20 protein-coding genes are annotated in these 22,172 nt (G+C 66.7%); 8 read left to right on the top strand and 12 right to left on the bottom strand.

Going from position 1 to position 22,172, the window contains the following annotated elements:
* The first annotated feature begins 183 nt into the window (after positions 1 to 183).
* Positions 184 to 1,476 (top strand): hypothetical protein, encoded by a 1,293-nt coding sequence (locus FQS62_RS02830; RefSeq protein WP_208042919.1) that lies wholly within the window; start codon positions 184 to 186, stop codon positions 1,474 to 1,476.
* Positions 1,477 to 1,528: 52 nt separating this feature from the next.
* On the opposite strand, the gene FQS62_RS02835 is transcribed toward FQS62_RS02830, so the two are convergent.
* The 3 genes from FQS62_RS02835 to FQS62_RS02845 form a co-directional block, all read right to left on the bottom strand.
* Positions 1,529 to 2,932, bottom strand: coding sequence for a mannose-1-phosphate guanylyltransferase/mannose-6-phosphate isomerase (locus tag FQS62_RS02835; protein ID WP_208042918.1), 1,404 nt, complete (start codon positions 2,930 to 2,932; stop codon positions 1,529 to 1,531).
* Positions 2,933 to 2,944: 12 nt separating this feature from the next.
* Positions 2,945 to 4,291, bottom strand: a complete 1,347-nt coding sequence (locus FQS62_RS02840) for a phosphohexomutase domain-containing protein (RefSeq protein ID WP_088480375.1) — start codon at positions 4,289 to 4,291, stop codon at positions 2,945 to 2,947.
* 96 nt (positions 4,292 to 4,387) lie between these two features.
* On the bottom strand, positions 4,388 to 7,012 hold the full coding sequence (locus FQS62_RS02845; RefSeq protein WP_208042917.1) for a DEAD/DEAH box helicase: 2,625 nt from the start codon (positions 7,010 to 7,012) through the stop codon (positions 4,388 to 4,390).
* 173 nt (positions 7,013 to 7,185) lie between these two features.
* Between FQS62_RS02845 and FQS62_RS02850 the strand changes: the two genes are divergently transcribed.
* On the top strand, positions 7,186 to 7,917 hold the full coding sequence (locus FQS62_RS02850; RefSeq protein WP_049434964.1) for a CoA transferase subunit A: 732 nt from the start codon (positions 7,186 to 7,188) through the stop codon (positions 7,915 to 7,917).
* A 1-nt stretch (position 7,918) separates the two neighbouring features.
* Entirely contained in the window at positions 7,919 to 8,551 is a 633-nt protein-coding gene (locus FQS62_RS02855; protein ID WP_208042916.1) for a CoA transferase subunit B, read from the top strand.
* Between the two features lie 10 nt (positions 8,552 to 8,561).
* Here the strand turns inward: FQS62_RS02855 and FQS62_RS02860 are convergent, their stop codons facing one another.
* A complete protein-coding gene (locus tag FQS62_RS02860) occupies positions 8,562 to 10,625 on the bottom strand; it encodes a glycoside hydrolase family 99-like domain-containing protein (RefSeq protein WP_208042915.1) in 2,064 nt (687 codons plus the stop codon).
* 116 nt (positions 10,626 to 10,741) lie between these two features.
* Between FQS62_RS02860 and FQS62_RS02865 the strand changes: the two genes are divergently transcribed.
* Entirely contained in the window at positions 10,742 to 11,329 is a 588-nt protein-coding gene (locus FQS62_RS02865) for an alpha-ketoglutarate-dependent dioxygenase AlkB family protein (protein ID WP_208042914.1), read from the top strand.
* Positions 11,330 to 11,333: 4 nt separating this feature from the next.
* Here FQS62_RS02865 and FQS62_RS02870 read toward each other — a convergent pair whose 3' ends face one another.
* The 4 genes from FQS62_RS02870 to FQS62_RS02885 are packed head-to-tail and all read right to left on the bottom strand — an operon-like array spanning position 11,334 to position 14,852.
* Positions 11,334 to 11,975 carry an ABC-type transport auxiliary lipoprotein family protein gene (locus FQS62_RS02870; RefSeq protein WP_208042913.1) on the bottom strand — a complete coding sequence of 214 codons (642 nt, stop codon included), beginning with the start codon at positions 11,973 to 11,975 and terminating at the stop codon, positions 11,334 to 11,336.
* Positions 11,972 to 12,898, bottom strand: a complete 927-nt coding sequence (locus FQS62_RS02875; protein ID WP_057500367.1) for an MlaD family protein — start codon at positions 12,896 to 12,898, stop codon at positions 11,972 to 11,974. Before FQS62_RS02875 ends, FQS62_RS02870 begins: the two co-directional genes overlap by 4 nt.
* 3 nt (positions 12,899 to 12,901) lie before the next feature.
* A complete protein-coding gene (locus FQS62_RS02880; RefSeq protein WP_057500366.1) occupies positions 12,902 to 13,729 on the bottom strand; it encodes an ABC transporter ATP-binding protein in 828 nt (275 codons plus the stop codon).
* A 1-nt stretch (position 13,730) separates the two neighbouring features.
* Positions 13,731 to 14,852, bottom strand: a complete 1,122-nt coding sequence (locus FQS62_RS02885; protein WP_057500365.1) for an ABC transporter permease — start codon at positions 14,850 to 14,852, stop codon at positions 13,731 to 13,733.
* Between the two features lie 92 nt (positions 14,853 to 14,944).
* On the opposite strand from FQS62_RS02885, the gene FQS62_RS02890 reads away from it, so the two are divergent.
* The gene (locus FQS62_RS02890; protein WP_004142069.1) at positions 14,945 to 16,204 is read left to right on the top strand and encodes a threonine/serine exporter family protein; all 1,260 of its coding nucleotides are present in this window, start codon (positions 14,945 to 14,947) and stop codon (positions 16,202 to 16,204) included.
* Between the two features lie 110 nt (positions 16,205 to 16,314).
* Here FQS62_RS02890 and FQS62_RS02895 read toward each other — a convergent pair whose 3' ends face one another.
* The 3 genes from FQS62_RS02895 to FQS62_RS02905 all read right to left on the bottom strand — a co-directional run bounded on the left by FQS62_RS02895 (position 16,315) and on the right by FQS62_RS02905 (position 19,332).
* Entirely contained in the window at positions 16,315 to 16,698 is a 384-nt protein-coding gene (locus FQS62_RS02895) for an H-NS histone family protein (RefSeq protein WP_005415203.1), read from the bottom strand.
* A 222-nt stretch (positions 16,699 to 16,920) separates the two neighbouring features.
* Positions 16,921 to 18,624, bottom strand: a complete 1,704-nt coding sequence (locus FQS62_RS02900; protein ID WP_049446182.1) for a proline--tRNA ligase — start codon at positions 18,622 to 18,624, stop codon at positions 16,921 to 16,923.
* A gap of 330 nt (positions 18,625 to 18,954) precedes the next feature.
* Complete coding sequence (locus FQS62_RS02905; RefSeq protein ID WP_226053641.1) at positions 18,955 to 19,332, bottom strand: DUF4124 domain-containing protein; 378 nt, start codon at positions 19,330 to 19,332, stop codon at positions 18,955 to 18,957.
* Positions 19,333 to 19,412: 80 nt separating this feature from the next.
* On the opposite strand from FQS62_RS02905, the gene pssA reads away from it, so the two are divergent.
* From pssA to rimI, 3 genes are read left to right on the top strand one after another with little or no spacing between them, the layout of a single operon-like run.
* Positions 19,413 to 20,189, top strand: coding sequence for a CDP-diacylglycerol--serine O-phosphatidyltransferase (pssA, locus tag FQS62_RS02910; RefSeq protein WP_005415206.1), 777 nt, complete (start codon positions 19,413 to 19,415; stop codon positions 20,187 to 20,189).
* Positions 20,186 to 20,695: a hypothetical protein gene (locus tag FQS62_RS02915; protein ID WP_208043736.1), complete on the top strand. Its 510-nt coding sequence runs from the start codon at positions 20,186 to 20,188 to the stop codon at positions 20,693 to 20,695. Before pssA ends, FQS62_RS02915 begins: the two co-directional genes overlap by 4 nt.
* On the top strand, positions 20,692 to 21,189 hold the full coding sequence (gene rimI, locus FQS62_RS02920) for a ribosomal protein S18-alanine N-acetyltransferase (protein WP_049447575.1): 498 nt from the start codon (positions 20,692 to 20,694) through the stop codon (positions 21,187 to 21,189). Before FQS62_RS02915 ends, rimI begins: the two co-directional genes overlap by 4 nt.
* Positions 21,190 to 21,225: 36 nt before the next feature.
* Here rimI and FQS62_RS02925 read toward each other — a convergent pair whose 3' ends face one another.
* Entirely contained in the window at positions 21,226 to 22,047 is an 822-nt protein-coding gene (locus FQS62_RS02925; protein WP_208043735.1) for an EamA family transporter, read from the bottom strand.
* Between the last annotated feature and the right edge of the window lie 125 nt (positions 22,048 to 22,172).

Below are 22,172 nucleotides of genomic sequence, written 5' to 3' on the forward strand. Positions count from 1 at the left end.
AAAGGGGCGTGTCCGTGAACAGGGTTCGCGGCGCGCCTTTTTCTTTGACAGCTCCTGCAAATGGCTCCACCATCGCGCGGCGCATTCATCGTCGACGAGAAGGAATTCATGAGCAGAGCGTGCACTGCGCCCGCCGCAAGGAATGGATGGTCCCCACTGGCTGTGGCCGCCGGTGTAGCAGTGATGGCGCTGTTGGTGCGCCTGCTCTACGTGCAGTTCTTCAGCACGCCGATGCCCTTCTGGGACCAGTGGGACGGAGAAGGCGCCACTGCACTGCAGCCCTGGCTGAACGGGACGCTGCAGTGGAGCACGTTGCTGACGCCGCATAACGAGCATCGCATCCTGCCGACCCGTCTGGTGGCACTGCTGTCCTATCTGCTGACCGGGCAGTGGAACAACGTCTACGAAGCACGCATCAGCGCGCTGGTGTTCTGCTTCATTCCCGCGCTGCTGGTCTGGTACGCGCTGCGGGACGCAGCAGCGGCCAACGGACGCCGGCTGCTGGTTGCCTTTGCACTGCTGATGTCGGTCCTGCCGTTTGCCTGGCAGAACTTCCTGGTCGGGTTCCAGAGCCAGTTCTACTTCCTCATTCTGTCCAGCATTGCCGCCGTTGGACTGGCTGCGCGCCATCATCAGAGCATTCCTGCGCTGCTGGCGGCCATCGCGCTGAGCGTTCTGGCCGCCACCACCATGGCCTCGGGCATGCTGACGGCCGTCGCGGTCGGCATCACCTGCGTGATCGCCTGCCTGTGCCTGCCTGGCCACCGCACTCCGGCAATCTGTGCGACGGCGGTACTGGCGGTGTTGGCGATCGTTGCCTATCGCTCGATTCCCGTCATCGATGGTCACGGCATGCTACGTGCACAGTCGCTGGCGGAGCTGTTGCTGGCGGCAACGCATACCCTGGCGTGGCCGGCACGCTCGAACTGGGCAGTCATCATCGTATGGCTGCCCGGTGTGGTGATGATCGCGCGCATGCTGCTGCGCAGGCAGGCGAGCAGGACCGATCTGGTGATGGCTGGCCTGTGCATCTGGACAGCGCTGCAGGGCGTGGCGATTGCCTACGGTCGCGGCCATGAGATGCGTGTTCCTGCATCGCGCTACACCGAACTGTTCGTACCTGGGCTGTTCGCCAATGCGTGGTTTGCACTGCAGCTCTGGAACCTGCTGCCCGCGTCGCGGATGCGCCACGCAGCGCGTACCGCAGTGGTCCTGTTCACGCTGCTGGTGGTGGTGGCGCCGCTGAGCCAGGTGGGCAAGGACGTCCGCAAGATCCGTGAGTTCGCTGCGGACTGCCGGGTACAGCAGGCCAATGCGGTGCGTTATCTGGTCACCGGCGATCCGGCTGCGCTGGACGTCGGCGAGTTCGAGCTGCCGTACCCGGATGCGGCGAAGCTGAAGGCCCAGCTGGATGATCCGAAGCTGCGCGCGATTCTGCCGGTGAAAGTCGATCCGTCGGTATCCGGCGACCGATGAGCAGGGCCGGCGGGCCGTCGATGTCTGACTGCCCGCCGAAGGATCCACCGCGTCAGTTGCGCCCGTAGGTATCCTCGAACCGCACGATGTCATCCTCGCCCAGGTAGCTGCCCGACTGTACTTCGATCAGTTCCAGCGGCAGTTTTCCGGGGTTGCGCAGGCGATGGGTGACGCCCAGCGGAATGTAGGTGCTCTGGTTCTCGCTGAGCAGGATCACGTCGTTGCCGCGGGTCACCTCGGCGGTGCCGCTGACCACGATCCAGTGCTCGGCGCGATGGTGATGCATCTGCAGGCTGAGCGTGCCGCCGGGCTTGACGGTGATGCGCTTGACCTGGAAGCGCTCACCATTGTCGATCGAGTCGTAGGCACCCCAGGGGCGGTAGACCTTGCGGTGCCAGGTGGCTTCGCTGCGGCCTTCGGCCTTCAGCTTCGCCACCACCGTCTTGACCTCCTGCATGCGGTCGGCCTTGCCGACCAGCACCGCGTCATCGGTCTCGACCACGATCACATCATCCAGCCCAACCAGGGCGACCAGCCGCTGGGCATAGGCGTAGGTGTTGCGGCAGTCGATGGCGATCACATCACCCTGGTGGGCGTTGCCATCACTGTCCTGCTGCGAGACATCCCGCAGTGCGGTCCAGGAACCGACGTCGTTCCAGCCCGCGTCCAGCGGGATCACCACCGCGTCTGCGGTTTTTTCCATCACCGCATAGTCGATCGAGTCGGACGGCACAGCGCTGAAGGCGTCCTTGTCCAGGCGGGTGAAGTCGGCATCGCGGCGGGCCTGCTGCCAGGCCTGGCGGCTGCCAGCCAGCATTGCCGGCTGGAAGCGTTCCAGTTCCTGCAGGTAGCGCGATGCCTTGAACAGGAACATGCCGCTGTTCCAGTAGTACTGGCCACTGCTGACGTAGCCGGTGGCCGTGTCCAGGTCGGGCTTCTCGACGAAACGCTCGACCGCGCGCAGACCCTGGCCGTCGGCGGCCTTGATATAGCCGTAGCCCGTTTCCGGGCCTGTCGGCACGATGCCGAAGGTCACCAGCTTGCCGGATTCGGCGGCACTGGCTGCAGCCTGTACCGCATCGCGAAAGGCAGCTTCGTTGGTGATCACATGGTCCGAAGGCAGTACCAGCAGCAATGCATCCGCACCGTCACGGGTGGCCTCCAGCGCGGCCACGGCGATGGCCGGAGCGGTATTGCGACCCACCGGCTCCAGGATGATCGCGGCCGGTTCAGCCCCGACCTGCTGCAGCTGTTCGGCGGCGACGAAACGGTGCTCCTCGTTGGCGATGACCAGCGGACCGTGCGCGGCGATGGGAGCGACGCGCTGCCAGGTGGCCTGCAGCATGGTCAGTTCGCCTGCCAGTGGCAGGAACTGCTTCGGATACGCCTCGCGCGAAAGCGGCCACAGGCGGGTACCGGAACCACCGGAAAGGATGACAGGCTGGATGCGGCTCATGATCTTCCTTGATTACTGCTGGATGAGGCGGGCGATATCATCGGTGCGCGCCTGCATCAATGCGGCGTCACCACGTGCTTCGACGTTCAAGCGCAGCAGCGGCTCGGTGTTGGAGCTGCGCAGGTTGAAGCGCCAGTCGCCGAAGTCGGCGCTGATGCCATCGGTATGGTCCAGCGCGGGCGACTGCGCCGCGAAGTGCTCCATCACGCGCGCGACGGCGGCCTTGGCATCGGCAACCTTGAAGTTGATTTCGCCACTGCACGGGTAGGCCGCCATGCGGTCTTCGACCCAGTCGGCCAGCGAGCGGCCGCTCTCGGAAACCAGCTGGGCGATCAGCAGCCACGGGATCATGCCGGAGTCGGCATAGGCGAATTCGCGGAAGTAGTGATGGGCGCTCATCTCGCCGCCGTACACTGCATCTTCGGCACGCATCTTTTCCTTGATGAAGGCATGGCCGCTCTTGCACTGCACCGGCACGCCGCCGGCCTGCTCGACCATGTCCACGGTGTTCCAGACCAGGCGCGGGTCATGCACGATCTTGCCACCCGGGTTGCGCGCCAGGATCGCCTTGGCCAGCAGGCCGACCAGGTAATAGCCCTCGATGAAGCGGCCGGTGTGGTCGAAGAAGAAGCAGCGGTCGAAGTCACCGTCCCAGGCAATGCCGAAGTCGGCGCCGTGTTCGCGCACCGCGTCGGCGGTGGCAGCGCGGTTTTCCGGCAGCAGCGGGTTGGGAATGCCGTTGGGGAAGCTGCCGTCCGGTTCGTGGCAGATGCGGATGAACTCGAACGGCAGGTGCGGTGCGAGCAGGTCGACGATGGCGCCGGCGCCGCCGTTGCCGGCGTTGACCACCAGCTTCAGCGGCTTGAGCTTGCCGGCGTCGACATAGCTCAGCAGATGCTGGATGTAGGCGTGCTTGTCATGCTGGGCGGTCTGCCCGGCACGCGGCGGCCGGGCTTCGGACGTATCGGCGGCGACCGCGTCGGAAATCGCGAACAGGCCGGTATCCGAACTGATCGGCCGCGCGTTCTCCTTGACCAGCTTCATGCCGTTGTAGTCCATCGGGTTGTGGCTGGCGGTCACCATCACGCCGCCGGCCGCGCCGAGGTGATCGGTCTGGAAGTAGACCTCTTCGGTGCCGCACAGGCCGATGTCGATCACCTCACGGCCGGTCCCACGCAGGCCTGCGGCCAGCGCATCCTGCAGTGCCGGACTGGTCAGGCGCACATCATGGCCGAGGACCACCGGGCCGGGAGCGAGCTGTGCGGCCAAGGCGACGCCGATGCGGCGGGCCAGGTCCTCGTTCAGTTCTTCCGGCACACGGCCGCGGATATCGTAGGCCTTGAAAGCGGGCAGGGGCATCGATCAGATCCTTTGTGAGCTCAGCCCTCAATTGTAGTCCCAGTCCCGTATGGGAATCGTTTCCATCGGGAAACGCCACCTGACTGGGTGTTCCGGTCAGTGCTGCGGCGGCCGTCGGCCCGGCCTGCGGGTGCGTCTGGCCGGCAGGCCCGGCAGTGGCGCCAGCAGTGCCTGCACGTCTTCTTCGCTGAAGCGCGGCCCGGCGCTGCCACCGCCTTCGAGAATCGATTCGGCCAGCAGGGCCTTGCGTTCCTGCAGCTCGGCAATCCGCTCTTCGATGCTGCCTGCGGCGATCAACCGGTAGACGAACACCGGCTGCTGCTGGCCGATCCGGTGAGCGCGGTCACTGGCCTGGTTCTCGGCGGCGGGATTCCACCAGGGATCGAAATGGATGACGGTGTCGGCCGCGGTCAGGTTCAACCCCACGCCACCTGCCTTGAGGCTGATCAGGAACACCGGGACGTCACCCTGCATGAAACGCTGCACCGGCGTGGCCCGGTCCTGGGTATCACCGGTCAGGGTCACATAGGCCAGTCCCAGATCGTCCAGCGCCTGCGCGATCAGCGCCAGCATGCCAGTGAACTGCGAGAACAACAGGATGCGACGACCTTCCTCGACCATCGGCGGCAGCATCTCGCGCAACAGCTCCAGTTTGGCCGAGCCTGCAGCCCGTGCCGTCGTTTCGCCCGGCAGCAACCGCGGATCGCAGCAGACCTGGCGCAGCTTCAGCAGCGCATCCAGCACCCGGATGTGGCTGCGCGCCAGACCGCTGTCACTGATGGCTTCGCGGACCTGTTTCTCCATTGCCGCCCGAACGGTTTCATAGAGATCGCGCTGCCCGCCCTCCATCGTCACCGCGCGGGTGATGAGGGTTTTCGGCGGCAGCTCGGCAGCCACCTCGTCCTTGCGCCGGCGCAGGATGAAGGGACGCAGCCGCTGTGCCAGCAGCTGGGCACGGCGGTGGTCGCTCCCGCGCTCGATCGGGTGGCGCCAATGCTGGTTGAACTGCTTCTCGGTGCCGAGCAGGCCGGGCAGCAGGAAATCGAACTGCGTCCACAGTTCGCCCAGATGGTTTTCCAGCGGCGTACCGGTCAGGCAGAGGCGATGGCGGGCCTGCAGCGTGCGCAGGGTGACGGCAGCGCGTGACTTCGGATTCTTCACCTGCTGGGCCTCATCCAGGATCAGCAGATGGTAGGCATGTGCCTGCAGCGCCTGTTCGTCGCGCCACAGCAGGGGGTAGGTGGTCAGTACGAGATCATGCGCGGGAATCGCGTCGAACAGCGTCTCGCGCGTCGATCCGTGCAGGGTCAGCACGCGCAGGTCCGGGGTGAAGCGTGCCGCTTCGCTCTGCCAGTTGTGCAGCAGTGAGGTCGGCACCACCAGCAGCGCCGGCTGGTCCAGGCGGCCACTTTCCTTCTCGACCAGCAGATGCGCCAGGGTCTGAAGAGTCTTGCCCAGCCCCATGTCATCGGCCAGTACGCCGCCCAGGCGCTGCTGCCGCAGGTACTGCAGCCACGAAAGGCCATCGCGCTGATAGCCACGCAGCGTCGCCTGCAATCCGGCAGGCGTTGCTACGTCTTCCGGGGCAGGCGCCTGCAGCAGGCGCTGCACGAGTGCCTGGGTGTCCCCGTGGCCCCGCAGCTGCAGGTGTGCGTCGTCCTTCAGGGCTTGCAGCCGACCGCGATCGTGCATCGACAGCCGCAACGGCACATCGCGCGGGGTGAACAGGTCGGCCAGCAGGGCAATGACCGGTTTCAATCGCGACGCCCGAAGCGCCAGGCGTGTATTGCCACCGGCAGTCAGCAGGATGTTCTCGTCATCGCCAATGGCGTCCAGCTGTCCGCGCGACCAGCGAGGATCGGCATTCAGTACCTGCTGCAGCAGCGGAACCATGGACACGTTGTGGCCGTCCACCTGGATCTCCAGGCCCAGATTGAACCAGCCCGCATCCTGCGGGTCCGCCTGGATGTCCAGATCGATTTCATCCACCCGGGTGATGCGATGGCGGAAATCGTCGTCTGCCTCCACTTTCCAGCCTAGGGCCTCCAGCCGCGGCACGTCATCCAGCAGGAAGCGGGTCCAGTCGAAACTGCGCAGTTCGAACAATGGGCCGCCGCCGTCCAGGACGATGCGTGGCTGCCGCTCACGGTGCAGATGCACGCTGCGCAGTTCATCTTCGCGCCGTGCCTCCTCGTGGAGGTCACGCGGCAGCAGGTAGAGCTGGCCCTGCGGGCCGTGCACGAACGGCGACGGGTCGTCGAGAAAGCGTACGTGCTCGTCATACTCGAACGCGAGGGTGGCAACGTCCAGCCACTGCGAAGGATCGCGCTCGGTGAGCCAGTCGGGTCGGTACTCCAGGCTGTGCAGATGGAGGATCGGTGTCATCGCCTGGATCGGCAGGGTTGGCAGCGTCGGATGCGCAGCGGGACGTAGCGGGCCCGTGTCGCCCTCCAGTGACGTGCCCAGTGCCGCCAACAGGACCGAAGCGACATGCTCGCAGGAGCCTCCCGCCGGGCAGGTGCAGCGACTCTGCAGAGGGCTGCGCGGAGCGCGGGCGCTGGCGTCCAGGTCGATGGTCACCTGCCAGGTTTCCACCTGCGCGGTCAGCAGCGGCGCTCTGTAGTGCAGCGCGTGCACGGCACCTGCGCGTTGCCTGCCTCTTTCCAGTGTCCCGGCATCCAGCCAGCGGGACAGTTCCCCTCCGGTGAATACTACGGCCATGCGTCGTCCTGTCCTCTCCATCTGCGGCGCGCGTTGCCAAGGGCACCGCAAGCGGGGAAGGGGACATTCTACGGAAAGGCGGCCGGGCATACCGGTTCATGCTGCGGCGCACCCCAGCCGGTATCGGGTGTACCGCTAGAATGGCAACATTCTCACCGGGTAGGGCAGTAGAGATGCAGCAATCGACTTCCACCGGCAAGCGCAGCAAGCGCTTCGCCAGTGCGGCGGAGGCCCTGCAAGGGGTGGTCGCCGATGGCCAGACGCTGGCCGTGGGCGGCTTCGGCCTGTGTGGCATCCCCGAGGCCCTGATCGCCGCGCTGCGCGACAGTGGCGCCAAGGGCCTGACCGTGATCTCCAACAATGCCGGGGTCGATGGCTTCGGTCTGGGCCAGTTGCTGGAAACCCGGCAGATCAAGAAGATGATTTCGTCCTACGTGGGCGAGAACAAGGAGTTCGAGCGCCAGTTCCTGGCCGGCGAGCTCGAGCTGGAATTCAACCCGCAGGGCACCCTGGCCGAACGCCTGCGCGCCGGCGGTGCAGGCATTCCGGCGTTCTTCACCGCCACCGGCTATGGCACGGTGGTGGCCGAAGGCAAGGAAACCCGCGAGTTCGACGGCAAGCACTACGTGATGGAAACCGCGCTGCGCGCCGATGTGGCACTGGTCAAGGCGTGGAAGGCCGACGAGGCCGGCAACCTGGTGTTCCGCAAGACCGCGCGCAACTTCAACCCCGCCTGTGCGATGGCCGGCAAGGTCTGCATCGTGGAAGTGGAAGAGGTGGTGCCGGTCGGTGCCATCGACCCGGACCAGGTGCACCTGCCGGGCATCTACGTGCACCGCATCGTGCACAACCCGCATCCTGAGAAGCGTATCGAACAGCGCACCATCCGCGCGGAGGGCAACTGACATGGCGTGGACCCGCGATGAGATGGCGGCGCGTGCCGCCCGCGAACTGACCGATGGCGCCTACGTGAACCTGGGCATCGGCCTGCCGACCCTGGTCGCCAACCACATCCCTGAAGGCGTGGACGTGTGGCTGCAGTCGGAAAACGGCCTGCTTGGCATCGGCCCGTTCCCGACCGACGCCGAAGTGGACGCCGACCTGATCAATGCCGGCAAGCAGACCGTCACCGCGCGTGCCGGTGCCAGCTATTTCGGCAGCCATGACAGCTTCGCGATGATCCGCGGTGGCCACGTCAACCTGGCCATCCTCGGCGCCATGCAGGTCACCGACAAGGGTGACCTGGCCAACTGGATGGTGCCCGGCAAGATGGTCAAGGGCATGGGCGGCGCGATGGATCTGGTGGCCGGCGTGCAGCGCGTGGTGGTGTTGATGGAGCACACCGCCAAGAACGGCGAGCACAAGATCCTGGCCGAATGCACGCTGCCGCTGACCGGCGTGGGCGTGGTCGACCGCATCATCACCGACCTGGCCGTGTTCGACGTGACCGACAAGGGCCTGCTGCTGGTGGAAGCAGCGCCGGGTGTCAGCGACGACGAACTGAAGGAAAAAACGGGCGTGACGTTCGCCCGCGCCTGACGCCGGAAGTTCAGCTCCCGCGGGCGTATGGATAGCCCGCGGATGCTGGTGGTGGGGCGGCGGCGCCTTGCACCTGGGAAGTGTCACCCACCGAGAAGCCGGCGCACGTGACCACGGCGCCGGTCGCGCGCTCGATGGCATGGGCCAGCGTGCCATCGATCTGGCCGGCTTCGACATCGAACATGCTGGGCAGCAGATGCCCATCCAGCAGCGGGCGGAGTGCCTGCAGGCGCACCCAGAACATGCTGCCGGACGCGAACTGCCCGTCGCCGGGCGCGCCGTCCAGACCCAGCTGTGCCCACAGCCGCTCCATGCGCTGTGCATTGCCACCCATATAGTCGGCCACATCCAGCAGATGCCCGGCAGGCGCCATGAGCCCCAGGTGGGGATCGGCCTGGAGATGGGCCAGGTTGGCGGCAGCCCGTGCCGGGCCCAGCAGGGCATCGACCATCTCTCTTCGCCACTGGTCGCCGTTGTCGCGATGGGTGGAGCGCTTGGTATGCAGCTTGAGCACCAGCGACTCGTTCTGCTGCAGCAGGCGATCGGCCGCGTGCAGGAACGGCAGGATGTCGCGACCGTGGTTGTCGTAGGCCCAGATCTCGGCAGGCATGTCCTGCGCATCGGCGATCGACTGCACCTGAGCCTGGCGGTCCGCGCTGGTGGTGATGACCAGGCGCGCCTGCAGCCCGCTGTCCTTCACCGCCTGCAGCAGCTCCGGCAGCGCATCCAGGTACCAGGCATGGATGACGATGCACGGCCGCGATGGCACGGATGGTGGCGGTGCCAGCGCGCGTCGGGTGGCCTGCAGCCAGGCATGGCCGAGGCGGGCATCGGGCTCGAGCACGGCACTTTCCGCCCATTCGTTCCAGGCGTTGATGAACACCATGCGCCGGGACGGTGCTACATCGCGCAGTCGCTCGTGCACCGTGTCGTGCAGCCAGTCGCCGTAACCCCGCGGCGAGGCGTGCAGCAGGACACGGCCGCGCCCGGGGCGGCGAGCCTCGTTGTCCCAGCCCGGATTGACGCCCGGATACAGCGGATAGTCCGGTAACGGCGCTTTGCGCATCTGCGAGGCAAGTTCGCGCCAATCGCGCACGTCGCCTTCGTAGTCGGGGTTGAGCAGGAACTGGGAGGTGTTCAACTGACGTGGCGCGGCGATGTTCGGTGGGAACTCCACGGCGGCATCGAAGCCGATATCGCGTGGGTCCGGGCGCTCGAAGCTCTGGACATAGGCCAGATGGATCTCGCCGATGCCATTGTCACGGCACCACCCGCGCCAGCGTGCAGCTGTGGCCTTGGGATCGGGCAGCAACTGCGGGCGATACAGCAGCAGCACAGGACGTCCATCGACCTTCAAGGCGCGGCGGTCGCGCAGGTAGTCGGCGACGTGCGCGATGAAAGCGAGATCATCCTGCTCGCTATGCTGCTGGCCGATCAGCACGTCCTGGTTGCGGCCGTCCCAGCGCCGGGTCCAGTTTTCGTTGGCCCAGCACAGGCAGAACGGCAAGTCGATCGTGCTGTCGGCCAACCACTGCCGCAGCGGCCGCTCCATCAGCGTATGGCCGCTGAACCAGTAGAAGTAGAAGCAGAAAGCGCCGATGCCATGGTCTGCAGCGAGTTTGGCCTGCGCCCGCAGCGTCTCGCCAACACGCAGGTCATAGAAGCCCAGGTCGCCGGGCAGGCGTGGCTGTACATGGCCCTCGAACTGGGGCAGGGCGCGGCTGACATTTCGCCATTCAGTGAAGCCCTTGCCCCACCAGGCATCGTTCTCTTCGAACGGATGGAACTGCGGCAGATAGAAGGCCACCAACGTGGCTGGCAGCGTGGCCGGCAATGGCGCGTCTTCTGCGGCGGCGTAGCCGATCGCCCGTTCATCGGCGCGCAGCAGCGCACGTGCGCCATCGGCCGCTGCACCCACACGGCCGCGGGGCGGTGGCGGGCTCCAGCTGCCGATACGGTCCAGTCCCCGGTTGCGCAGACGATCACGTAGTGACGCAGGCATCGGCAGGGCACGGAACAGCGCGCGCAGGACCGAGAAGGTGAGCTGGCGGATGCCGGGCGCCGCGTGGCTCATGGATGGAACCTGGGAAACGGGGGGCGGCGCATGATTCGGGACCAACGGTGGGACTGCAGCCATTTTCAGGTAATCGCCGCTGCAACGGCAAATCCGCCAGGTGTTACTGTGCGGCCATGCTGTTTCCCCATGAGCTCCCCGATGCCGATGTCCAGCACCTGCCGGGCTGGTTGGCTGCCGCCGATGCCGACGGGCTGTTGTCCGCGCTGCAGGCCGACGTGGCCTGGGAGATCCATCGCATCCGCATGTTCGGCAGCTGGGTGGATTCGCCGAGGTTGAGCTGCTGGATCGGTGACCCCCAGGCGCGCTACCGCTATTCCGGGGCTGAATTCGTTCCGCACCCGTGGCCCCCCGCGTTGCAGGCCATGCGCGAGCGCCTGCAGGCGGAAGGCTTCGGCCGGTTCAACAGCGTACTGCTGAACCGCTATCGCGGTGGTGGCGATTACATGGGCTGGCACAGTGACGACGAACCCGAACTGGGCCCGATGCCGGTGATTGCTTCACTGAGCCTGGGCGCGGCACGGCGCTTCCTGCTGCGCCGGCGCGACGGCCCGACGCGGAAGGCCGAGTATCTGCTCGGCCATGGCGATCTGCTGGTGATGGCAGGGCAGACGCAGAGGTTCTACCAGCACGCGTTGCCGAAGATGGCGCGGGTGCAGGGTGAACGGATCAACCTGACGTTCCGCTGGATTACGCCGCGCTGATCGATCAGCGCGTGACAGTCGGCTGGTCGGCCTGCCCGCTCTGCAGCGTCCAGCCCACCATGTCCTGTGCCAGCTGCTGCAGGCCACGCTCGAAGGCCGCGGTCACCGCCGGAACATCGGTGCTGCCGACCGGCTGCGCCTGGCGGAAGGTACGGTCGGCGACCACGCGCTGGTCGGCCACATGGATCAGCTTGGCGTTGACCTCGATCACCACGGTCGGCGTCGCCTGACCCTGGTAATCGGATTCGAAGCGGCGCACGTCGGTGGACAGCTTGTAGTCGGCGCGGATGCCGGCAGTGCTGCGGGCCACGCCGCGGATGCGGCCGGAGTCCTCGAAGCCGCGCAGCAGGGTGTCCTCGATCATGTCGGTGGCCGGCTGTGCCCAGCTGGCGCCCTTGTAGATCTCCAACTGCGACGGTGTCGGCCGCACGTTGATGCGAGGGCTGTCGACCATGCGCGCGGCGCTGGGCTTGGCCAGTACCAGCTGCCAGCTGGCCTGCGGCCACGCCGGGTCGGCCTTGACCTGCACCGACGGCGAGTACAGCGTCACCGCGGTTTTCTCGCTGCTGCCAAGGATGGAGCAGCCGCCCAGCAGGGTGACCATCGAAGCGGCCAGCAGCCGGCGCGGAAGGGTGGTCGGGCTCATTTGGGTTCGAACTCCTTCGGTGCGTCGCGGCCCAGCAGGTAGCGCGCGGGGTTGTTCTCGAGGCGGTCGCTGACCCGGCGCAGGTCGCGGATCAGACCGCGCAGCTCGGTCAGTGTCGGGCCCAGCTGGCCGAGGCCATCGTTGGCGAAGCTGTTGATCGCGGCGCGATTCTCGCCAAGGATCGAATCGGCGTTGCCGGCGGCCGAATCGAGCTTGGCCAGGGTGCCGTCGAGCTTGTCGATGATGCCCGGCAGCTGCTGCACCAGATTCCTGTCCAGGCGCTCGATGGTGCCGTTGGTGGTCTTCAGCGTGGTGTCCAGGCTGCGGGCGGCATCGCGCGCGCTGAGCAGCAGCGCCTGCGTGCCCTGATCACGGTCGGCCAGGCCGCCGCTGATCGTTTCCAGGTTGGCCAGTGTGGCGTTGATCGAGGCCACGTTGCGGTCGCTGAGGATCTGGTCCATGCGCTCGACAATGCGGTTGGCGACGTCGGTGATGTTCTGCAGGGCCGACGGCGTGGTCGGAATGATCGGCGCCGGATCCTTGTTGACCGTGGTCAGTGCCGGCGACTGCGGCGTGCCGCCGCTGAGCTGGATGATCGACGGGCCGGTCAGGCTGGTGATCGCCAGCTTGGCGCGGGTATCGGTCTTGACCGGCGTGTTGGAGTTCAGGCGGATGCGCGCGACGACCTGGCGCGGGTCGTCGGGCACCAGGTTCAACTCGGTGATCGAGCCCACCGCGATGCCGTTGTACTGCACCGGGCTGCCCACCGACAGGCCGGTCACGGCTTCGCGGAACACCACGCGGTACTCCTGCCAGGTGCGGTCGGAGGAGTACTTGGCGGCCCACAGGCCGAAGGCCAGCAGGGCCAGGCCGGTGATCAGGGTGAACGCGCCGATCAGCACGTAGTTGGCTTTGGTTTCCATGGCTCAGGCACTCTCGATCTGTTCGCCACGCGCGGCACGCGCGCGCGGTCCGTGGAAGTATTCCTGGATCCACGGATGATCCAGTTTCTCGATGTCCGGCAAGGGGGCGTTGGCCACCACCTTGCGGTCGGCGATCACCGCCACCCGGTCGCAGATGGCATACAGCGTGTCCAGGTCGTGGGTGATCAGGAACACGGTCAGGCCCAGCGCTTCCTGCAGGGTCTTGATCAGGCGGTCGAACGCCGCCGCACCGATCGGGTCGAGACCGGCGGTCGGTTCGTCCAGGAACAGCAGCGGCGGATCCAGTGCCAGCGCCCGGGCCAGGCCGGCGCGCTTGCGCATGCCACCGGACAGCTGCGAGGGCAGCTTGTTGATCGCATCGGCGGGCAGGCCGGCCAGCTTCACCTTCAACAGCGCCAGCTCGTAATGCCAGCGCTCGGGCAGCTCGCGGTGGTGTTCCTTGAGCGGTACCTGCACGTTCTCGCCCACGGTCAGCGACGAAAACAGCGCGCCGTCCTGGAACAGCACGCCGGTATTGCGTTCGATGTGCAGGCGGCTCTCGGTATCATCGGCGCGCGCGTCGCGGCCAAGCACTTCGATCTGCCCGGCATCGGGCACGCGCAGGCCGAGGATCGAGCGCATCAGCACCGACTTGCCGGTACCCGAACCACCCACCACGCCCAGAATCTCGCCGCGGCGCACGTCCAGGTCCAGGTCTTCGTGCACGGTCTGGCTGCCGAAGCGGTTGACCAGCCCGCGCACGCGGATGGCCAGGTCGTGGCCGTCGTCGTCCTGCATGGGAATTTCTTCGGGTGTCGGATGCGTGCTCATGTCACCAGTCCATGTGCATGAACCACAACGCCGCGAAGGCGTCGATGATGATCACCAGCGAGATCGTCTGCACTACGCTGGAGGTGGTGCGTTCGCCCACCGACTGCGCCGTGCCTTCGACCTTCAGGCCTTCCAGGCAGCCGATCAGGCCGATCACCAGCGCGAACACCGGCGCCTTCGACAGGCCGACAAGCATGTGCCGCACTTCCATCGTCTCGTGCATGCGCGCGATGTACATCTGCGGCGGGATATCGAGGTCGAACGCACCGACGGTGATGCCGCCGGCCAGGCCGGCGACCATTGCAATGAAGGTCAGCAGCGGCAGGGTGACCAGCAACGCCAGCAGCCGTGGCAGCACCAGCAGGTCGATCGGATCCAGGCCCAGGGTGCGCATCGCGTCGATTTCCTCGCGCGCCTTCATCGCACCGATCTGCGCGGTGAAGGCGCTGGCGGTGCGGCCGGCCAGCACGATGGCGGTCAGCAGCACGGCAAACTCGCGCAGGAAGGCGATGTTGACCAGTTCGACCACATAGATCTCGGCACCGAAGTCACGCAGGATGGTCGAGCCGAGGAAGGCGATCACCGCGCCGACCAGGTACGACAGCAGCGCTACCAGTGGCACCGCATCCAGGCCCACCTGTTCCATCTGGTGCACGGTGGCGGTGAGCCGGAACCGGCGCGGTTCCTTCACCAGGCGTGCGGCCTTGACCAGGTTCTCGCCGAGGAAACTGCACAGCGCCTTGATGTTGTGACCGGTGGCATGGACGCTGACACCCAGCCGTTCCAGCGCCGCCAGCACGCCGAAGTCGCGCTTGGGCTTGGGCCGGTCGTCGGCGACTTCCTCGATGGTGCACACCAGCGCCTGGTGATCCGGGCGGAACTTCAGTGCGTCCTCGCCGAGGTCGGCGCGATGGGCTACGCGCAGCACCTGCAGCACGCCGGCCGAATCCATCTTCTCGATGGCGGTGGCATCGATGCCGGTCAGCGTATCGGGAACGCCGCGCAGGACTTCGGCCGCGGCCAGCGCGGTCTTCAAGGTCCAGGTGCCGGACAGGTGGATCACGCCCGGGTCATGGGCATCCTGTTCGAGCTGGGGGGCGTGGTTCGGGGTCACTTGGGCCATTCGGGTCGCAGCATAACCGTTCTGTATTGGGCATCGCGTCGAACTCGGATGAATTTCTCCGGTAAGGCCCAGGCTAGGTAATACTACGGCGCATGTCCGCAGACGCTCACACGATCCCCACGCCCCAGGCCACCTACGCGCAGCGCGTGGCCTTCGTTTCCGAGATCGCCGGACGCCTGCACAGCTATGGCACAACGGCTCAGCGCCTGGAAACGGCGGTAGTGGCACTTGCCCGCCAGCTCGATCTGGATTGTGAACCGTGGTCGAATCCCACCGGTATCATCCTCAGCTTCAGCGACCCGGCGCAGGCGATCGGCTCCAGTGACATCACCCGCGTGATCCGGCTGGCGCCCGGTGAAAACGATCTGCACAAGCTCAGCGTCGCCGACCATATCGCCGAGGAAGTGGCCAACGGGCGGATGAGCATCGCCCAGGGCCACACCGCGCTGCGCCAGCTGGACAAGGACCCGGGACGCCGCGGCAAGTTGCGCACCATCCTCTCGTTCACCCTCGGCGCGGCCGGCGTGGCCGGCATGTGGAAGCTGCCGTGGCTGGACATCGCCACCGCCGGTGTCATCGGCCTGATGATCGGCCTGCTCGGCATGGTCACCGACCGTCGCCCGGCAACCCGCGAAGCCGCCGAGGCACTGGCCGCGCTGCTGGCCGGCCTGGTCGCCACCCTGGTCGCGTCCTTTGTCGGTGCACTCAACCTCAATACGGTGATCATCGCCTCGCTGGTGGTGCTGCTGCCGGGCATGTCGTTGACCAATGCGGTCAACGAGCTGGCCAGCCAGCACTGGGTGTCGGGGACCGCGCGCTTCGCCGGTGCGCTGACCACCATCATGAAACTCAGTGTCGGCGCGATGATCGCGGTGACCCTGGCCGACGTGCTCGGGCTGGATCCGGTGATCCGCGCCACGCGGCCGCAGGGGCCCTGGGTGGAGTGGGGTTCGCTGCTGACCGCGGCATTCGCCTTCGCGATGCTGTTCAAGGCCAACCGCCGTGATTACCCGTGGGTGATCGCCGCCTCGGTGGCCGGTTATGCGATCTCCAAGTTCGGTGGCCACGCCTGGGGCGCGCCCGCCGGTATCTTCCTGTCGGCGATGCTGCTGACCGCCGGTGGCAATCTGTTCGGCCGCCTGGTTGGCCGACCGGGTGCGATCATCCGCCTGCCGGGCATCATCATGATGGTACCCGGCAGCACCAGCCTGCGCGGCGTGCTGACCCTGGTCCAGCAGCAGGACGTGGGCGCCGGCCAGAGCGTGTTCCTCACCGTGCTCAACGTGGTGATGGCGCTGGTGGCGGGCCTGCTGTTCGGCAACCTGCTGATGCCTGCTCGCAAGACTCTGTAGAGCCGAGCCCATGCTCGGCTTCGGATATGGATAGCCGAGCGTGGGCTCGGCTCTACAAACAAAAAAACGCCGGCTTTCGCCGGCGTTTTTCATTGCATCCCGATCTGGCCTCAGGCCTTCTTGATCAGGAAATCTTCCGGCTTCTTGTTGCCCTTGGCGGTCAGCTCGGCCATCCAGCGCGGCTGCTTGCCACGGCCGGTCCAGGTTTCCTTCGGGTTGGCCGGGTTGCGGTACTTCGGGGCAACCTTGCCCAGCTTGCGGCCAGCGGTCTTCGACGGTGCCTTGGCGACCTTGGCTACCTTGCGGGCGCGCGGGGCCGGGGCGTCGCCGAACAGTTCCTCGATGGTGTAACCCTCGGTCTTGGCCAGCTTGGTCAGCTGGGCGCGAACCTTGGTGATCGGCCGGCGCTTGGCGACGATGGTCTGCTGTTTCTTGGCGGTGCGAATCAGGGCGCCCAGCTCGCGTGCCGACAGGCCGGTCAGGTCAATGCTCATTTACGGTTACTCCGGAAACTAATGTGTGGACGGGACGAGCCAGTCCATGGCGTCGGCGGACAGAATAAAGATGAATTAATCAGAGTACAAATGCAGGCAGGACAAGGCTTGGCGACATGCCGGCCGCATTGCTTCGATTTTGACCGGATTATGTCTGCTGCAATATTTCTCAAGGGGGCGTCAGGTAAAAAAAGACCGGGGCATGCCCCGGTCTTTTACTGATCAACCCTGCAGGCGCTGCAGCAGGGTGGCCTTGTCCAGGCTTTCCGCTTCGCTGGCGCGGCGCGAGCGGTACTCGTAGGTACCGGCGGCCAGGCCGCGTTCGCTGACCACCACGCGGTGCGGGATGCCGATCAGTTCCATGTCGGCGAACATCGCGCCCGGGCGCAGGCCTCGGTCGTCCAGCGCCGCGTCCAGGCCTGCATCGCGCAGTTCCTGCAGCAGGTTGGCGGCTGCATCGGCCACGGCGGCGTCACCCTTCGGGTTGATCACGCACACCACCACCTGCCACGGCGCCATCGCGTCCGGCCAGATGATGCCGGCATCGTCATGGTTCTGTTCGATCGCGGCAGCGACCACGCGCGAGATGCCGATGCCATAGCAGCCCATCGCCATCACCGCCGCCTTGCCGTTCTCGTCCAGCACGGTGGCATCCAGCGCTTCGGCGTACTTGCGACCCAGCTGGAACACATGGCCGACTTCGATGCCACGGGCGATCTTCAGTTCGCCACCGTCCAGCGCGCGGTCACCGGCACGCACGTTGCGGATGTCGGCCACTTCCGGTTCCGGCAGGTCACGGCCCCAGTTGACGCCGGCCAGGTGGAAACCGGCTTCGTTGGCGCCGACGACGAAGTCGGACATCGCCGCCACTTCGCGATCAGCCACCACGCGGATGGCCTTGGCCGGGGCGACCGGGCCGAGGAAGCCCGGCACGCTGCCCAGGTACTCGGCGATTTCCGCCTCGCTGGCAAAGCGCTGTTCTTCCAGGCCGGCAACCTTGGCCAGCTTGATCTCGTTGACCTCATGGTCGCCGCGCACCAGCACCAGCACGAACTGCTGTGCCTTGCCTTCGCCGGCGATCAGTGCCACCGACTTCACCGTGCGCTGCAGGTCGATGCCGAGCAGCGCCGCGACATCCTCGCAGGTCTTCTGGGTAGGGGTGTCGACCTTGCGCATGGCCTCGCTGGCGGCGGCACGCGGTGCCGGATCGGCGGCGATTGCCGCTTCCATGTTGGCCGCGTAGTCCGAACCGGTGGAGAACACCAGCGCGTCTTCGCCGGAATCGGCGATCACGTGGAATTCCTGCGAGGCATCACCGCCGATCGCACCGGAGTCCGCCTGCACCATGCGGAAATCCAGGCCGAGGCGGGTGAAGATGCGGCTGTAGGCCGACTTCATGTTCTCGTACTCGCGCACCAGACACTCATCGTGCAGGTGGAACGAATAAGCGTCCTTCATCAGGAACTCGCGCGAGCGCATCACGCCGAAGCGCGGGCGGATCTCGTCGCGGAACTTGGTCTGCACCTGGTAGAAGTTCACCGGCAGCTGCTTGTAGCTGGACAGCTCGCTGCGCGCGAAGTCGCAGGCGGCTTCCTCGGCGGTCGGGCTGTAGCAGAACACCTGGTCCTTGCGGTCCTTGATCTTCAGCAGCTGCGGGCCGAATTTCTGCCAGCGGCCGGTCTGCTCCCACAGTTCCTTCGGCTGGATGGTCGGGATCTGGAATTCCACGGCACCGGCGCGGTCCATTTCCTCGCGCACGATGCGTTCGACCTTGCGCAGCACGCGCAGGCCCAGCGGCGACCAGGTGTACAGGCCCGACGCCAGCTTGCGGATCATGCCCGCGCGCAGCATCAGCCGGTGGCTGGTCAGCTCGGCGTCGCTGGGGGTTTCCTTGGTGGTGTGCAGGTGGAACTGGGAGAGGCGCATCGTCGGCTTCGGATAACGGCAGAGACCTCTATTCTGCCAGCCCCGCCGGGGGGAGGGGTATCGGCAGGGCTGCGCCCTGCACCCGCCTCAAGCAACGTCAACAGCAACAGCAACAACAACAGCGGGTTTCCTGGGAGATGGCGGGTGGGGCGGTGTCGGATTGCGGGGTGTCAGCCGCATGGATGCGGCTGCCAAGCCTACATGGAGGTACTTGCGGCGTCCCCGCAATCCCACACCGCCCCGCCATTCCACGGAATGCCCGCTTTTGACGTTGCCGTTGCCGTTGCTTGCAGCCTCTGCAGGTGCAGGGCGCAGCCCTGCCGACCCCCTTTAACCCGCCGGTGGGCAGTAGGCCTTGATGGCGGCCTCCGCCAATCCCTTCTGCGCGCTGCGCTGCTCCGGGTTCAACGGGCTGTCGGGCTTGCCGTCGCCATTGGTGTCCTGCATCACCTGGCCGGAGCCTTCCAGCAGGGCCAGGTTGGCACGGGCGGTGCTGCACTGCTCCGGCACGGGTGTGGCCGGGGTTTCGGCGCTGGCCGCGGCCTGCGGGGTGCGGGCCTGCTCGCGGGTCTCGAATTTCCTGCCCGCCGGCGGGGTCTCCGAATACTTGGTCACGCCATGGGCGTCCTTCCATTTATAGACCGGGCCAGCCACGGCGTTGGCACTGGCCAACAGCAGCAGGCATCCAAGGCAGGACAGGGCACGCATGGCAAACTCCACGGAATGGGCGTAGAACGCCGATTGCAGCATTGGCGCCGAGCACTGGCAAGTCGATTAAACTGGATTCCATGGACCCGATCACACCGCCGCCGCGTTCGCGCACGATTTACCTGCTGCCTAACCTGTTCACCACCGCCGGCCTGTTCGCCGGTTTCTACGCGATCATCGCCGCGGCCAACGGGGATTTCGTCAACGCCAGCATCGCCGTGTTCGTGGCGGCGGTGATGGATGGCCTGGACGGGCGCGTTGCGCGCCTGACCGGTACCAGCAGCGAATTCGGCGTGCAGTACGACTCGCTGGCCGACCTGGTCAGTTTCGGCATGGCCCCGGCGCTGGTGATGTACCACTGGTCGCTGTCGTGGCTGAAGTTCGATGACCCGCTGCTCGGCCGTGTCGGCTGGGCCGTCGCTTTCCTGTATGCCGCCTGTGCCGCGCTGCGCCTGGCCCGCTTCAACACCCAGGTGGCGGTGGTCGACAAGCGCTGGTTTGTCGGCCTGGCCAGCCCGGCTGCGGCTGGCTTGATGATGTCCTTCGTCTGGGCCTTTGCCGATGGCAACCTGGGCTGGGACGGCAACCAGCTGCGCTACGTGGCGCTGGCGGTGACGATCATCGCTGCGCTGCTGATGGTCAGCCGCATCCGCTTCTGGAGCTTCAAGGGCGGTGCCGCCAAGGGCACCCGTTCCGACCGCGTCCCGTTCCTGGTGCTGGCACTGGTGCCGGTGGCGATCGCCATCGCGGTCATCGATCTGCCGCGTGTGCTGTTCGCAGTCGGCATCCTGTACGCCTTGTCCGGCCCGGTGATGTGGGCCGTGCAGCGCCTGCGCAAGAAGCCCGAGGCCGCGTGAGCCAGGACCTGCCCGTGCTGTGGTCACCGGCCCAGCAGGCCTGGCTGCAGGCCATGGGCTACACCGTCTACCACGACGGCCAAGTGGCCGCGGAACTGGATGCCGCGCTGCAGCTGAGTGTGGCCGAAGCCGAGACGGCTGCCACGCCAGCGGCGGAGCAGGCGCGGGCACCCACCGCACCCGCGCGCGCGCCTCGGGCTGAAGCCGCACCGGTTTCCCGCCAGGAACGCCCGGCGCCGCCGCGTCGCGAGACTCCGGTCAGCGCACCGGATACCGCGCCGGCCCCCAGTCGTCCGCTGCCGGGCGGCAATGCGCGGCAGCCGGTGGTGCGCCTGCCGGATCGCCTGCAGATTGCCCTGCTGCGTGCGTCCGGCTGCAACCCCAACGATCCGGCCACGCAGTCCCTGATGGACAGCTGGCCGCTGGACCAGCTGCGTCAGGACCCGGCCGCCAAGCGCGCGCTGTGGCCGCAGCTGCGTGCCCTGCGCAAGCGGGGCACGCCATGAGTGCGGTCAGCCTGCCCGGTCCGGTCAGCCTGCGCGCGCTGCGCGAGAGCGATCTCAACGCGGTGATGGCGATCGAAGTACGTGGCTATCCGTTCCCGTGGACCCGCGGCATCTTCGTCGACTGCCTGCGTGCGGGCTACCCGGGTCTGGCCATGGAGCGCGATGGCCAGTTGATCGGCTATGGCGTACTCAGCATCGCGGCCGACGAGGCCCATGTGCTGAACATCTGCATCGACCCGCTGACCCAGTCGCGTGGACTCGGACGCCAGCTGCTGCGCGCTCTGGTGCAGCTGGCCGGTGACCGCGGCGCGCAGCGTGTGTTCCTGGAGGTGCGTCCGTCCAACACGCCGGCGCTGGCGCTGTACCACAGCGAAGGCTTCAACGAGATCGGCCGCCGCCCGCGTTACTATCCGGCCGCACAGGGCCGCGAAGATGCGGTGGTGATGGCGATCGAACTGGTCGACGGCGACCTGCAGACGATGCCGCCGTTGTAAAGGAGCAGGGTTGCCGGCCAGCGGCCGGCATTACCGCTACGCCAGCCGCAAGGCCAGCATGCCACCGACGATGAGCGCCGCTGCCAGCCAGCGCGCGTGCGGAATCCGTTCGCGCAGCAGGAACACCGAGATCAGCAACGCGAACAGGATCGACGATTCGCGCAGCGCCGCGACCATCGCCACCGGTGCCTGGGTCATCGCCCACAACGCCATCGCGTAGGACGCCGTGGTGCCGACGCCACCGGCCAGGCCCAGTGGCCAATGCTGGCGTGCATAGACCAGCACCGCGCCACCGCGGGTGTACAGCGCCCACAGTGGCAGCGGAATGCCCGATAGCAGGAACAGCCACAGCGTGTAACTGAGTGCGCTGCCGGACTGGCGCGCGCCCTGCGCATCGACCAGGGTGTAGGTGGCGATCATCGCCGCGGTCAGCAGCGGCAGCCGCAGTTGGCCGCCGCGCGCACCCACTGCCATGCACAGGATGCCGGTGCTGACCAGCACCACGCCCAGCCACGCCGCCGGTGGCAGCTGCTGGCCCAGCAGGGTGCCCGCCAGCGCGACCAGGATCGGCGCGCTGCCACGCATCAGCGGATAGGCCAGGCTCATGTCGACCTGCTGGTAGCAGCGCGCGACCAGGCCGTAGTACGTCACCTGCAGCAGCACTGAAGCGGCCAGCCACGGCCAGCTGTGCGGGGCGGGGAATGGCAGGAAGGGCAGGGCGGCTGCGGACAGCAGCGCGGCGCTGCCGGTGACCAGCACGGTGCCGAGGAATTTGTCTGGCCCGCGCTTGACGATTGCATTCCAGCTGGCATGCAGGGCCGCGGCCGCGAGGACCAGCAGGAAAATGGAAAGAGGCATCCAGCGATGATGCCATGCGCGGAAATGAAAACGCCGGGCATCGCCAGGCGTTTCCGATTCCGTTTCGGCAGGTGCAAACCTCTCCCGCCGTGGCAGGTGCCAATCTCTCCCGCCGTGGTAGGTGC

It is taken from the genome of Stenotrophomonas sp. SBJS02 (assembly GCF_020428325.2).
GTDB classification, from domain to species: Bacteria; Pseudomonadota; Gammaproteobacteria; order Xanthomonadales; family Xanthomonadaceae; genus Stenotrophomonas; species Stenotrophomonas africana.